General features: G+C 62.7%; 16 protein-coding genes. 2 read left to right on the top strand and 14 right to left on the bottom strand.

The genetic code is table 11. The features are described 5' to 3' along the window. Positions 1-51 precede the first annotated feature (51 nt). Positions 52-657 carry a YqgE/AlgH family protein gene (locus RHIZ70P_RS13825; RefSeq protein ID WP_115670951.1) on the bottom strand — a complete coding sequence of 202 codons (606 nt, stop codon included), beginning with the start codon at positions 655-657 and terminating at the stop codon, positions 52-54. 171 nt (positions 658-828) lie between these two features. Between RHIZ70P_RS13825 and RHIZ70P_RS13820 the strand changes: the two genes are divergently transcribed. Both RHIZ70P_RS13820 and RHIZ70P_RS13815 read left to right on the top strand, forming a co-directional pair. Then, positions 829-1,698, top strand: a complete 870-nt coding sequence (locus tag RHIZ70P_RS13820) for a protein-disulfide reductase DsbD domain-containing protein (RefSeq protein ID WP_115670949.1) — start codon at positions 829-831, stop codon at positions 1,696-1,698. 69 nt (positions 1,699-1,767) lie between these two features. Next, on the top strand, positions 1,768-2,253 hold the full coding sequence (locus RHIZ70P_RS13815; RefSeq protein WP_115670947.1) for a peroxiredoxin: 486 nt from the start codon (positions 1,768-1,770) through the stop codon (positions 2,251-2,253). A 55-nt stretch (positions 2,254-2,308) separates the two neighbouring features. Here the strand turns inward: RHIZ70P_RS13815 and RHIZ70P_RS13810 are convergent, their stop codons facing one another. The 13 genes from RHIZ70P_RS13810 to ctaD form a co-directional block, all read right to left on the bottom strand. Further along, positions 2,309-2,617: a Dabb family protein gene (locus RHIZ70P_RS13810; protein ID WP_115670945.1), complete on the bottom strand. Its 309-nt coding sequence runs from the start codon at positions 2,615-2,617 to the stop codon at positions 2,309-2,311. 153 nt (positions 2,618-2,770) lie between these two features. Further along, entirely contained in the window at positions 2,771-3,241 is a 471-nt protein-coding gene (gene rnhA / locus RHIZ70P_RS13805; protein WP_115670943.1) for a ribonuclease HI, read from the bottom strand. Continuing rightward, a complete protein-coding gene (locus tag RHIZ70P_RS13800) occupies positions 3,238-4,203 on the bottom strand; it encodes a homoserine kinase (protein ID WP_115670941.1) in 966 nt (321 codons plus the stop codon). The genes rnhA and RHIZ70P_RS13800 overlap by 4 nt, the downstream gene beginning before the upstream one ends. Positions 4,204-4,371: 168 nt before the next feature. Beyond that, a complete protein-coding gene (locus RHIZ70P_RS13795) occupies positions 4,372-4,806 on the bottom strand; it encodes a DsrE family protein (RefSeq protein ID WP_115670940.1) in 435 nt (144 codons plus the stop codon). Positions 4,807-5,246: 440 nt separating this feature from the next. Next, entirely contained in the window at positions 5,247-6,251 is a 1,005-nt protein-coding gene (gene ispH, locus RHIZ70P_RS13790) for a 4-hydroxy-3-methylbut-2-enyl diphosphate reductase (protein WP_115671207.1), read from the bottom strand. A gap of 2 nt (positions 6,252-6,253) precedes the next feature. Next, positions 6,254-6,619: a DUF1304 domain-containing protein gene (locus RHIZ70P_RS13785; RefSeq protein WP_115670938.1), complete on the bottom strand. Its 366-nt coding sequence runs from the start codon at positions 6,617-6,619 to the stop codon at positions 6,254-6,256. Positions 6,620-6,708: 89 nt separating this feature from the next. Next, complete coding sequence (locus RHIZ70P_RS13780; RefSeq protein ID WP_115671205.1) at positions 6,709-7,377, bottom strand: SURF1 family protein; 669 nt, start codon at positions 7,375-7,377, stop codon at positions 6,709-6,711. Between the two features lie 58 nt (positions 7,378-7,435). Next, entirely contained in the window at positions 7,436-7,819 is a 384-nt protein-coding gene (locus RHIZ70P_RS13775; protein ID WP_115671206.1) for a DUF983 domain-containing protein, read from the bottom strand. Between the two features lie 181 nt (positions 7,820-8,000). Further along, positions 8,001-8,876 (bottom strand): cytochrome c oxidase subunit 3, encoded by an 876-nt coding sequence (locus RHIZ70P_RS13770; RefSeq protein ID WP_115670936.1) that lies wholly within the window; start codon positions 8,874-8,876, stop codon positions 8,001-8,003. A gap of 57 nt (positions 8,877-8,933) precedes the next feature. Beyond that, entirely contained in the window at positions 8,934-9,542 is a 609-nt protein-coding gene (locus RHIZ70P_RS13765; protein WP_115670935.1) for a cytochrome c oxidase assembly protein, read from the bottom strand. Between the two features lie 16 nt (positions 9,543-9,558). Then, the gene (locus tag RHIZ70P_RS13760; RefSeq protein ID WP_115670933.1) at positions 9,559-9,696 is read right to left on the bottom strand and encodes a hypothetical protein; all 138 of its coding nucleotides are present in this window, start codon (positions 9,694-9,696) and stop codon (positions 9,559-9,561) included. Next, the gene (locus RHIZ70P_RS13755; RefSeq protein WP_115671204.1) at positions 9,696-10,652 is read right to left on the bottom strand and encodes a heme o synthase; all 957 of its coding nucleotides are present in this window, start codon (positions 10,650-10,652) and stop codon (positions 9,696-9,698) included. The genes RHIZ70P_RS13760 and RHIZ70P_RS13755 overlap by 1 nt, the downstream gene beginning before the upstream one ends. Before the next feature lie 92 nt (positions 10,653-10,744). After that, entirely contained in the window at positions 10,745-12,427 is a 1,683-nt protein-coding gene (gene ctaD / locus RHIZ70P_RS13750) for a cytochrome c oxidase subunit I (RefSeq protein ID WP_115670931.1), read from the bottom strand. Between the last annotated feature and the right edge of the window lie 13 nt (positions 12,428-12,440).

The following is a 12,440-nucleotide window of genomic DNA, read 5'->3' as shown; positions in this document are numbered from 1 at the left end:
GATCACAGATCACCGGCGGGCACGGATGCGCCCGCCTTCGATGGCCTCTACTCAGGCGTGACCGGCTTCCATCGACAGCATGGCGGGGCTGACGCCCATGAGGGCCAGTGCCCGGTCATATTTGTTGTCGAGCGCGCGGTCGAAGATCAGGTCCTCGGTTGCCGGGCAATTCAGCCAGCCGTTATTGGCCAGTTCGAATTCGAGCTGGCCCGGCCCCCAGCCGGCGTAACCGAGCAGCATGGTGGCGCGGCGCGGGCTGCGACCCTCCGAAATGGCGCGAACGATGTCGACGGTTGCCGTCAGCGAAATGTCATCGCTCACCGGAATGCTGCTGTCGCTGGTGTAGTCGTCGCTGTGCAGCACGAAACCGCGCCCGGTCTCGACCGGCCCGCCGCTCTGGATGGGGAAGTCCCGGGCATGCTGCGGCAGCATGATCGCATCGGTCTTGTCGATCAGGCCGAGGTGCAACAGCACGTCGGCGAACGTCACCGGCTGCTTGCGGTTGATGATGAAGCCCATGGCACCGGCCGGCGAGTGGGCGCAGATATAGACGACCGCGCGAGAAAAATTGCCGTCCGCCATGCCCGGCATGGCGATCAGAAGCTGGCCGTCGAGGAAGCCCCGTTCACGATCCTTTTTCAGTGTCGAGAAAGCCATACTCCACCTCCACTGGCCCTGACGGGCGCCGGCTCCAGAACGGACGGCCGGGCGCTGATCCCGTCTGCCTTAGAAAGATGGGACAGGATCAGCAATCAATCAACTAAAAATGATCCCGGTCTCGCAAGCGTGACTGGTGAAGCGCCAAGGCTTGCTCTAAACGGCTCGTCCATGATGTTCATCGCGCCCACCAAACTTTCCCGGCTGTGCCTCGCGCTGACCGCGCTGACGCTCGCCATATCCGGCGCCCTGCCCGGCGCGATTGGTGCGGCGCGTGCGGAAATGAGCGACTGGGCGGTGAACGAGGGCGGACGCATGCGGCTGGTGGTGCTGCCGGCCGATGAACATGGCAAGCGGGCCGGCGCCCTGCAGATCGAACCGGCGCCGGGCTGGATCACCTATTGGCGCGAGCCGGGCGATGCCGGCATACCGCCCTCGATCACACTTGCGCCGGACACCGGCTATACGTTGACCGAAGTCGCCTATCCGGTGCCGAAGCTGATCGACAGCGGCGATCTGCGCGACATCGGCTATGACGGCCCGGTGACCCTGCCCTTGACGCTTTCCGGGCCAGCCGATGGCCGCCCCTCTTCCGGCGAGCTGAAGGCTTCCGTGTTCATCGGCCTGTGCCGCAATATCTGCATTCCCTTCCAGGCCGAATTCCAGCTGTCGCTGACGCTCAGCGAAACGGCCGATGCGGCGGAGGCCGAACTGGTTGCCGCAGCGCGACAGAGCCTGCCGGAACCGCCGTCCGCGGACTTCGCGGTCCAGTCGCATGCTCTGTCGGCCGACGGCAAGGAACTCTCGCTCACCGTGACCGTGCCCGAGGCGACACGGCCGGACGAGGCCGAGATCTTCGTCACCGGACCGAGCGGCCATGTGTTCTTCAAGGAACGCGAGCGTCGGCTTGAGGGCAATGCGCTGTCCGTCGTCCTGCCGATCAGCGGGTTGCCGCGCAAGTACGACATCCACGGCAAGAGCTGGGGCGTGCTGGTCAAGGCCGGCGGGCGTGCCATGGAAACCACCCTTGCCTTTGACTAGCGTCAATCTATATTCCGCGACTGACGGCGAGCCGAGCCCGGCACGACCGAAACCAGCGAGGAGGATTTGATGACCATCGCAATCGGCGAACGCCTGCCCCAGGCCACATTCAAGGAAAAGACGGCGGACGGCGCCGTCGAGCTTTCGACCGACGACCTGTTCAAGGGCAAGCGCGTCGTGCTGTTTGCCGTGCCGGGCGCTTTCACCCCGACCTGCACGCTGAACCACCTTCCCGGCTATCTGGAAAACCGCGACGCGATCCTTGGCCGCGGCGTCGATGACATTGCGGTGATTTCGGTCAACGACTGGCACGTCATGGGCGCGTGGGCCGAGCAGAGCGGCGGCATGGGCAAGATTCACTTCCTCGCCGACTGGAACGCGGCCTTCACCAAGGCGATCGGCCTCGATGCCGACCTGTCGGCCGGCGGCCTCGGCGTGCGCTCCAAGCGCTATTCCATGCTGGTCGAGGACGGTGTGGTCAAGTCGCTCAACGTCGAGGAGAACCCCGGCCAGGCAACCGTCTCGGCGGCCGCAGCTATGATCGAGCAGCTCTAAGGGCTCGAATTCCGATTGACCGGTGGCGGCGGAGCGATCCGCCGCCTTTGTCGTTTCAGATTTCCATGTCGAACACGAGCACGCCGGAAAGCCCCCCATCGGTCGCCTTGACGATGCGGTCGCCGACCACCACGTGGTCGGGATGCTTGAGGTAATAGTCACGCACCATGGCGTCCTCGAAGGTGATGATGAAACCGTCGAGATAGCCGCCGTTCAGCCCCTCGGGCGAGATATTCGGCCCGAACTTGACCTCCAACATGCCCGGCACCACGGCCTTCAGCGCGGCAATGCCTTCATAGATCGCCTTCTTTTCGGCCTCCGACGTCGCCGCCTTGAAGCGCAGGAATACGCAGTGCTGGATCATGACGTCTCTCTCCCTGTGTGGTCTTTTGCCGGCGCAGGATAGGGCCAACGGTCGAGATGGCAAGACGGGAAAGCGACGCGAATTCCAAACGCGGGATAAGGAAGCGATTGAGGCCACCGCTCGTCCCTCAAGACGAGGCAACGGCGCCCGCCCTCACCTGCCCTGCATCAACGCCCGCCCGAGATTGGGTTTCTTGAAGGGTTCCATGCCCTTGCGGGCAAGCTCGTCGGCGCGCTCGTTTTCCGGGTGGCCGGCGTGGCCCTTGACCCAGTGCCACTTGACCTTGTGGCTCTGGTTGGCGGCGTCGAGTTGTTGCCAGAGTTCGCCATTCTTGACGGGCTTCTTGTCGGCCGTTCTCCAGCCGTTCTTCTTCCAGCCGAAGATCCACTTCGAGATGCCGTCCATCACATATTTGCTGTCGGTGTAGAGGTCGATCTCGCACGGGGTCTTCAGCGCATTCAATGCCGTGATCGCCGCCATCAGTTCCATGCGGTTATTGGTCGTATCGGCCTCGCCGCCGAACAGTTCCTTTTCCGTCTCGCCATAGCGCAGGACAGCGCCCCAGCCGCCCGGACCGGGATTTCCCGAACAGGCGCCATCGGTGTAGATATCGACATGCTTCATGGTTTGAGCCCGTATTCGGCGCTGCTCGCCACCTTTTGGTGGAAGCGCAATTTCTTCAGATATTCGAGCGGGTCCTTCTTGACCACGAGCGCGCCGGCCGGCGTGGTCAGCCAGTCGTAGAGGCGGGTGAGGAAGAAGCGCAGCGCCGAGCCGCGCGACAGGATGGGCAGGGCTTCGATTTCGGCCGTCGAGAGCGGACGCACCGACTGGTAGCCCTCGATCATCGCCATGCCCTTGGTGATGTTGTAGGCGCCGTCCTTCTCAAAGCACCAGGCATTGAGTCCGATCGACAGGTCGTAGACGAGGAAGTCGTTGCAGGCGAAATAGAAGTCGATCAGGCCGGACAGTTCGTCGCCGAGAAAGAAGACATTGTCGGGGAAGAGGTCGGCATGGATGACGCCCGCGGGCAGGTCCGTCGGCCAATGCTTTGCCAGGAAGGCCAGTTCGTCGCCAATCTCGGTCTCGAGCCCGGTCTCGACCTCGTCGGCGCGGTCCTTCGACTTCGCCCACAACGTCTTCCAGCCTTCGAGCGACAGAGCGTTCGGGCGCTTGAGCTCAAAACCCTCGCCGGCGACGTGCATGGCGGCCAGCGCCTTGCCGACCTCGCGGCAGTGCTTCGCCTCGGGCTTGCGCAGCCACATGCCCTCCAGGAAGGAAATGAGCGCCGCCGGGCGGCCGGAAAGCTCGCCCAGCAAGGCGCCGTCCTTGCGCGGCAGCGGCAGCGGGCAGGAAAGGCCGCGATCGGCGAGATGGTGCATGAGGCCGAGGAAGAACGGCAGGTCGTTCTTCTCGACGCGCTTCTCGTAGAGCGTCAGGATCAGCGGCGCTTTCGACGTGTGCAGCAGGAAGTTGGAGTTCTCGACCCCTTCGGCAATGCCCTTGTAGGACAGGAGTTCACCGGCGTCATACTGCTGGAGAAAGGCCTTTAGGTCGATTTCGTTGATGTCGGTGTAGACTGCCACGTCAAAAATTCCCGCGCTGCGTTCTCTGTGCCGCCGATGATAGCGCAAGCCATACAGCGGGGGAAAACGGAGTGCCAGTCCCGAGGGGAAAAAGCGATGTGGGAATCGAAGAAACCGGCGCCTGAGCACCATTGCCAGCCGCGCGACGGCGCGACCGGCTATTTTAATCTAGGGTCTCAGATAGGCGTAGCCGTCAGCCTGGAGTTCCATCAGCCTGACCACACCCGAAGGGACTATCTCCGCCTCGGACAAAAGCTCGATCTCGTGTCCGGCGCTTTTCTTCATCGCCGCCAGCGTGTTGCCACAGGCAGAGAACTGAATTTCAGGATTCTCCAGCGACATCACGGCGATACGATCCTTGACCGGGCTGTTGGCGGTGTACATTTCGACACCCGGCCCATAGGCGACAATCTCGATCGAAATCTCCTCCCCCTTTGCGGCAAAGGCATTCTTGGCATTCAACGCATTGTTGAGTACGAGCCCCATAACAGCGGGATCGCTCTGGTCGACGTGGATTGCCAATTTGTTTCGTTCCGTGGCGCCGCCCACGTTTGCCGATAAGAGCAAGGCCCCCACTGCTGCGGCCAAAATGCGATATTTCATATTCCTCTCCTCCCGAGGTTAGACGATAGTCGCACATAGAAACATGCGCTTATATGAATGTGAAGACAAGACGGAATGTCGGGACAATTGCGGCGGTGAAACGTGCAAGAGTGTGATCCTTGCTCGGGCCTCCCCCTGCCGCCCCGACGACGATTCGCCGGGGCTCAGTGCGTTGACGCTGGAAAGGGTTCACTCAAGGGTTTCGCCAGCCACACGGTCCAATGGAGTGACGAACTGATCCTAGCCCGCGACATAATGCTCCGCGCACTCGGCCGCATCGTAACCCGGCCCGCCGCCCTAGGCTCCGGGCGTTCGTCACGGCAATCGATTTGCAGGATCGATTGCTCGGGCTTCGTCGTGCCAGCGCCTCGCTCTAGGCTCAGCGCGTTCGTTGCTAGAAACGATTCACTGGATCGTTTTTCCGGCTACGCAGTCGCAACTCACCCATTCACCCAGGCCATATCTTCGTGGGTGAGTTCGATGTCGCGCAGTTCGCGGTTGACGAGGAAGTGCTCGTTCTCGATCGAGAACTCGGCAAGCTCGATCGTCGCGTCGTAGCGGGCCTTGAAGGCCTCGATGATCTCGTTGACGATCACTTCAGGGGCGGAAGCGCCGGCGGAGAGGCCGAGCGTGCCGATCGGGCCGATGTCGTCCCAGTCGATCTCCTCGGCGCGTTGCACCAGCAGCGAGCGTTTGGCGCCGGCCTTCAGCGCCACTTCAACGAGGCGCTTGGAGTTGGACGAGTTGGGCGCGCCGACGATGATGAAGAGGTCGCAGCCGGGCGCCGCCTGTTTGACCGCCTCCTGGCGGTTGGTCGTCGCGTAGCAGATGCTGTCGGCCGAAGGTGCGGTCAGGTTGGGGAAGCGCTCCTGCAGCCGCTGGATAACTCCAGCGGTGTCGTCGACCGAGAGCGTGGTCTGCGTGACATAGCCGAGATTGTCGGCATCGACCGGATCGTAGCGGTCGGCGTCCTCGATCGTCTCGATCAGCGACACCGAGCCTTCCGGCAATTGCCCCATCGTGCCGATCACTTCCGGATGGCCGGCATGGCCGATCAAGACGACATGGCGGCCGAGGCGCTGGTGGCGCATGGCCTGTTTGTGCACCTTGGAGACCAGCGGGCACGTGGCATCCAGATAGAAGAGATTGCGGGCCCTGGCATCCTCCGGCACGGATTTCGGCACGCCATGGGCGGAGAAGACGACCGGCTTTTCGCGATGCTCGGCGGGGATCTCGTCCAGTTCCTCAACGAAGACCGCGCCTTTTGCCTCCAGCCCCTCGACGACGTAGCGATTGTGGACGATCTCGTGGCGGACATAGACCGGCGCGCCAAAACCTTTCAGCGCCAGAACGACGATCTGGATGGCGCGGTCGACGCCGGCGCAAAAGCCGCGCGGGCCGCAAAGTCGGATCGTCAGGGGCGGTCGGGACACGGTTACATTCATCATCAGCCAGCCAGCAGCACAAGGATCAAAGCGAGGACGGCGGGAAGCGCCTGGATGTAGAGGATCTTCCGCGAGGCCGTCACGCTTCCATATAGTCCGGCGACGAAGACGCAGCCAAGGAAAAACAGCTTCAGCTGGAAGGCGAAATCGGGGTTCGGCTGGCTGAGCGCCCAGAACAGGCCGAGCGCCAGGAAGCCGTTATAGAGGCCCTGGTTGGCGGCGAGCACCCTGGTCGCTTCGGCTTGCTGCGGCTTCATGCCGAAGGCCTTCAGGCCGGCGGGCCTTGTCCACAGGAACATCTCCAGCACCAGAATATAGACATGCTCCAGCGCCACGAGGGCGACCAGCAGATCGGCAAGGGTCTTCATCGGCATCTCCTCAAGGCGCAACCGGCGCCATTTGTGTGCGGAACCGATCGCCGGGAAGGTGGTGAGCCATCTCCCCCCGCTCGGCGGCGTCAGGCCTTGCGGCGAAAGGCGGCGTAGGCGACGACCCCGGCCAGCGCGAGCGCCAGGCCGTACCAGGTGATCGCATATTGCAGGTGGCTGTTCGGCAGGGCGATCTCGGTAACGCCGCCCTCCGGCATGCCGCCAGGCACCGGCGTTGCGTCGGCATCGAGGAAGAAGGGCAGGACCTTTTCGGCCGGCAGACCGGTGCTTGCGGCCATCCGGTCGAGATCCTTCCAGTAGAAGATGTTCTGGCCTTCGTCATTGTCCGGCACCATGGAGGACGGCTTTTCGCTCAAGCGGGCGCGGGCAAGGCCCTCCACCGTCTGTGGACCGTCCAGCAAACCCTCGGGGCGCTTCGCCGGATCCTTCAGTTCGTAGGGCACGAAGCCGCGATTGACGAACAGGTAGCGGCCATCGGCAAGTTCGAGCGGCGTGTAGACGTAAAAGCCGGCGCGGCCGCGGAAGGTGGCGAGGAAATGGCGCTCCTTGTCATTGAGGTAGGTGCCTTGAGCCTCGGCCGCCCGATAGTCGACATCACCGCCCTTGGCCAGGATCGCCTCGATACCGGCGAGATCCAGGGGGGCCGCGTTGCGGCGTTCCTCGATGTCGGCGATCAGCGCTTCCTTCCAGTGAAGGCGCTTCACCTGCCAGGTCCCGAGCGACAGCAGGATCGCCATCGCAATGGCGACCGCGGCGACGGTGAAGGCGAGACGCACGGGTCCGCGCTGGGTTGTATCAGCCACGGTCGATCGTCCCCTGGGAGGCCTTGTTCTTGTATTGCAGGGCGATCAACAGCGCCTTGATGGTGCGCAGGAGCCAGAGCGAGACGACGATCGCCAAGGGGCCGAACAGGACGAAATGCAGCCAGACCGGCGGCTGGTAGGTGAGTTCGGTCCAGACCGCCAGCCCGACGACGAGGAAGTCGGCCAGCAGGATGACGAAGATCGCCGGGCCGTCGCCCGAATCGGCGAAGGAATAATCCAGACCGCAATTGCTGCAGCCTGGCTTGATGGTGGAAAAACCTTCGAACAGGCGCCCCTGGCCGCAGCGGGGGCAGGACGCAGAGAACCCGGCCTTGACCGGATCGACCGGAGCGAAATGGGCTTTGTCCTCGTTCATGATCATCCTTCCGTCTTGACGCCGGCTTCTCTCGCCATAGCCGTGATCCATTGCCCTTGGCTTATACGCCGCGAGCGGCAAACCGCAAATGCCGGGCTTGGTTCCGATCATCGCCGATCAGTGTGCCATAAAAAAAGGCGGCACCCTCGAGGTGCCGCCCTTTTCGTTTCTGTCGCCACGATCAGTGGGCGAGCGGTGCGCCCCAACCACCCCAGACATAGATGGTGAAGAACAGGAACAGCCAGACCACGTCGACAAAGTGCCAGTACCAGGCAGCCGCCTCGAGACCGAAATGCTGCTTCGGCGTGAAGTCGCCCTTCAGCGCGCGCAGCAGGCACACGATCAGGAAGATCGTGCCGATCAGCACGTGGAAGCCATGGAAGCCGGTCGCCATGTAGAAGGTCGCGCCGTAGATGCTTTCCTTGAAGCCGAAGGGCGCATGGGCGTATTCATAGGCCTGGACGCCCGAGAAGATGATGCCGAGCACGACGGTCAGGGCGAGGCCATTGACCAGTCCCTTGCGGTCGTCATGCAGGAGTGCATGGTGGGCCCAGGTCAGCGTCGTTCCCGACAGCAGAAGGATGATGGTGTTGTAGAGCGGCAGATGCCAGGGATCGAGGACCTCGATGCCCTGGGGAGGCCACTGGCCACCGGTGAATTCGACGCGGCTCGCCTGGATCGCCTCATTGGCGAACAGGCTGGCATCGAAGAAGGCCCAGAACCAGGCGACGAAGAACATCACTTCCGAAGCGATGAACATGATCATGCCGTAGCGCAGGTGCAGCGACACAACGCGGGTATGGGAGCCTTCGTGGGCCTCCTTGATGGTGTCGGCCCACCAGCCGATCATCGTGTAGAGGACGATGGCCAGGCCGATGAAGAAGACCCACGGATTGGCCAGTTCGAGACCAAACATCTCGAAGGAGCCGCCGTTGAGGTATCGCATGTAGCCAACACCGCCGAAGGTGAGGAGAAACGCGCCGATCGAGGCCAGGAGCGGCCACGGGCTTGGATCGATGATGTGGTAGTCGTGATTCTTCTGATGCGCTTCGGCCATGTCAGCAATCCCCGAATGTCAAATTTCCTTAGAGCCCGGCGGACCGGACCCCTCCTCTCACAGTTTCGGCTGTCCCTTGTCACCCTGCTGCGGCAGCGAGGCCACAGGCTTCTCCTCCTCATGCGGATAGAAGGTGTAGGACAGCGTAATCGTCCCGATGTCCTTCGTCTCGGCGGCCTCGGTAATGGCCGGATCGATGAAGAAGACCACCGGCATTTCCAAGCTTTCGCCGGGTTTCAGTTTGGTCTCGGTAAAGCAGAAGCACTCGACCTTGTTGAAATAGGCCGCCGCTTCCATCGGCGTGACGTTGAAGATGGCCTGGCCAGAGGTCGCGACCGAAGAACGGTTGGTCGCGGTGTAACTGATCTGGACCGTCTCGCCGATCTTCGGCGTGATGAAGCGGTCGACCGGCTTGAAATCCCAGTTCAGACCGGACGAGACATTGGCGTCGAAGGTGACCTTGATCGACTTGTCGAGCACCACGTCGGAAACCTGGTCGACGCGCTGCGTCGTGCCGTTGTAGCCGGTCACCTGGCAGAACAGCCGATAGAGCGGCACCGACGCGAAGGAGACGCCCAGCATGCAGCCGACGAACACGACGCAGGCAACCAGGATCCTCGCATTGCCGCGCGGTGCCGCCTTCATTTCGTTTCCCGTCGTCGCCATGATCGCCTCCCCGCCGTCAATTGCCCACGGCGCCGAACTTGATCAGCGTCACGACATAAAAAATGGCGACCAATGCGGCCAGCACCATGCCGAGCGCGATGTTGCGACCGCGGCGCGATTTCTTCTGCGCATCATTGAGCTTGATGGTTTCCATCAGGCAGCACCTCCGAATAGCGTCGCAAGCGTGGCGACGTAGTGATCGACCAGCAGGGCCGAGAAGATGGCGAAGAGATAGACGATCGAGTAGCCGAACAGCTTCTTGGCCGGCACCATCTTCTCGTCGCCGTCCGGCATCCGCCAGACGGCGATGGAACAGATGACGAGGTAGACGCCGAGCGCGCCGGCAAAGGCGCCGTAGTAGAGCGAAGCCAGGCCGGTGAAGGCCGGAATGACGGCGGTGATCGCGGTCAGCACGGCATAGAGCGTGATCTGGTGCTTGGTGACGCGCTCGCCCGAGACATTCGGCAGCATGGGCACGCCGACGGAGCCGTAGTCACGCATCTTGAACAGCGCCAGCGCCCAGAAATGGGCCGGCGTCCACAGGAAGATGATCAGGAAAAGCACGATGCTGTCGAGCGATACGCCGCCGGTGACGCAGGCCCAGCCGACCATCGGCGGGAATGCGCCGGCAGCGCCGCCGATGACGATGTTCTGCGGCGTCGAGCGCTTCAGCCACATGGTGTAGACGACAGCATAGAAGAAGATGGTGAAGGCGAGCAGGCCTGCCGAGAACCAGTTGACGGTGAGGCCGAGGATCGACACCGAGAACACCGACAGGACCAGGCCGAAGGCGAGCGCCTCGGCGGGCGCGATGCGGCCAGCGGGGATGGGGCGCGTGGCGGTGCGGCTCATGACGGCGTCAATATCGGCATCATACCACATGTTGAGCGCACCGGAGGCGCCGGCGCCAACAGCGATGCACAGGATGGCGATGAAGCCGAGAACAGGATTGATGTCGCCCGGGGCCAGCACCAGGCCGGCAAAGGCGGTGAAGACGACGAGCGACATGACGCGCGGCTTCAGGAGCGCGAAGAAATCGCGTGCGCCGGCTTCCGAAAGGCGAATCTCGCCTTCGAGCCCCGCGATGTCGCGATCATCGATAACCGTCATTGTCTCCGTCCCATGCTCGTTCTTGTTGTTGTCGGGCGCCGCGCCCTTGAAGAGGCGCGGCACCCGCGATGCGTTGAGGCCAAGCCCGCCGCTTACTTGATGCGCGGCAGCTGTTCCCACTGGTGGAACGGCGGCGGCGACGACAGTTGCCACTCGAGCGTGGTTGCGCCCTCACCCCACGGATTGTTGCCGGCGATGCGCTTCTTGGCGAAGGCTTCGAACACGCCGACCAGGAAGATCAGCACGGCGAAGGCCGAGATGTAGGAGCCGATCGACGACACATAGTTCCAGCCGGCAAAGGCGTCCGGATAGTCGATGTAGCGGCGCGGCATGCCAGCGAGGCCGAGGAAATGCTGCGGGAAGAACACCATGTTGACGCCGATGAACATGACCCAGAAGTGCAGCTTGCCGAGGAACTCGTTGTACATGTAGCCGGTCATCTTCGGGAACCAATAGTACCAGGCGGCGAAGATGGCGAAGACGGCGCCGAGCGACAGGACGTAGTGGAAGTGAGCCACAACGTAGTAGGTGTCGTGCAGCGAACGGTCGAGACCGGCGTTTGCCAGCTGGACGCCGGTGACGCCACCGACGGTGAACAGGAAGATGAAGCCGATCGCCCAGACCATCGGCGTACGGAAGGTCAGCGAACCGCCCCACATCGTCGCGATCCACGAGAAGATCTTGATGCCGGTCGGCACCGCGATGACCATGGTGGCGAACAGGAAGTAACGCTGGGCGGCGAGCGACAGGCCGACCGTGTACATGTGGTGGGCCCAGACGATGAAGCCGACGGCGCCGATCGCGACCATGGCATAGGCCATGCCCAGGTAGCCGAAGACCGGCTTCTTGGAGAAGGTCGAGACGATGTGGCTGATGATGCCGAAGCCGGGCAGGATCAGGATGTAGACTTCCGGGTGACCGAAGAACCAGAACAGGTGCTGGAACAGGATCGGGTCGCCGCCACCTTCCGGTGCGAAGAAGGTCGTACCGAAGTTGCGGTCGGTCAGAAGCATGGTGATGCCGCCTGCCAGAACCGGCAGCGAGAGCAGCAGCAGGAAGGCGGTGACCAGAACGGCCCAGGCGAACAGCGGCATCTTGTGCAGCGTCATGCCCGGAGCGCGCATGTTGAGGATGGTGGTGATGAAGTTGATCGCACCGAGGATCGACGACGCACCCGAGATATGGATGGCGAAGATCGCGAGATCCACCGCCGGGCCGGGCTGGCCGGAGGTCGCGAGCGGCGGATAGAGCGTCCAGCCGCCACCGACGCCATAGGCGCCGGACGGGCCTTCGACGAACATCGACAGCACCAGCAGCAGGAAGGCCGGAATGACCAGCCAGAAGGAAATGTTGTTGAGGCGCGGGAAGGCCATGTCCGGAGCACCGATCATGATCGGGATCATCCAGTTGGCAAAGCCGCCGATCAGCGCCGGCATGACCATGAAGAAGATCATGATGAGCGCGTGCGCGGTGGTGAACACGTTGAACATGTGCTTGCCGCCGTCGATGGCAGCATCGCCCTCGAAGCCGTAGACGATCGAGGCCAGGCCGTGGAAGATCTGGATGCCAGGCTCCTGCAGCTCCATGCGCATGGCAACGGAGAGCGCACCGCCGATGAGGCCGGCGAAGATCGCGAAGATCAGGTAGAGGGTGCCGATGTCCTTGTGGTTGGTCGAGAAGAACCAACGGGTGAAGAAACCGGGCTTGTGGTCATGATTGTCGTGATGCGCGCCTTGACCGTGGGCGTGATCGTCGTGGGCAACAGGTCCAGCCATTGTCCGATCCTCT

The sequence above is a fragment of the Paenirhizobium selenitireducens ATCC BAA-1503 genome, assembly GCF_900492185.1.
GTDB lineage: Bacteria > Pseudomonadota > Alphaproteobacteria > Rhizobiales > Rhizobiaceae > Allorhizobium > Allorhizobium selenitireducens_A.
The sequence above is the reverse complement of the archived record's forward strand: the minus strand, read 5'-3'. Positions and strand labels throughout refer to the sequence as shown.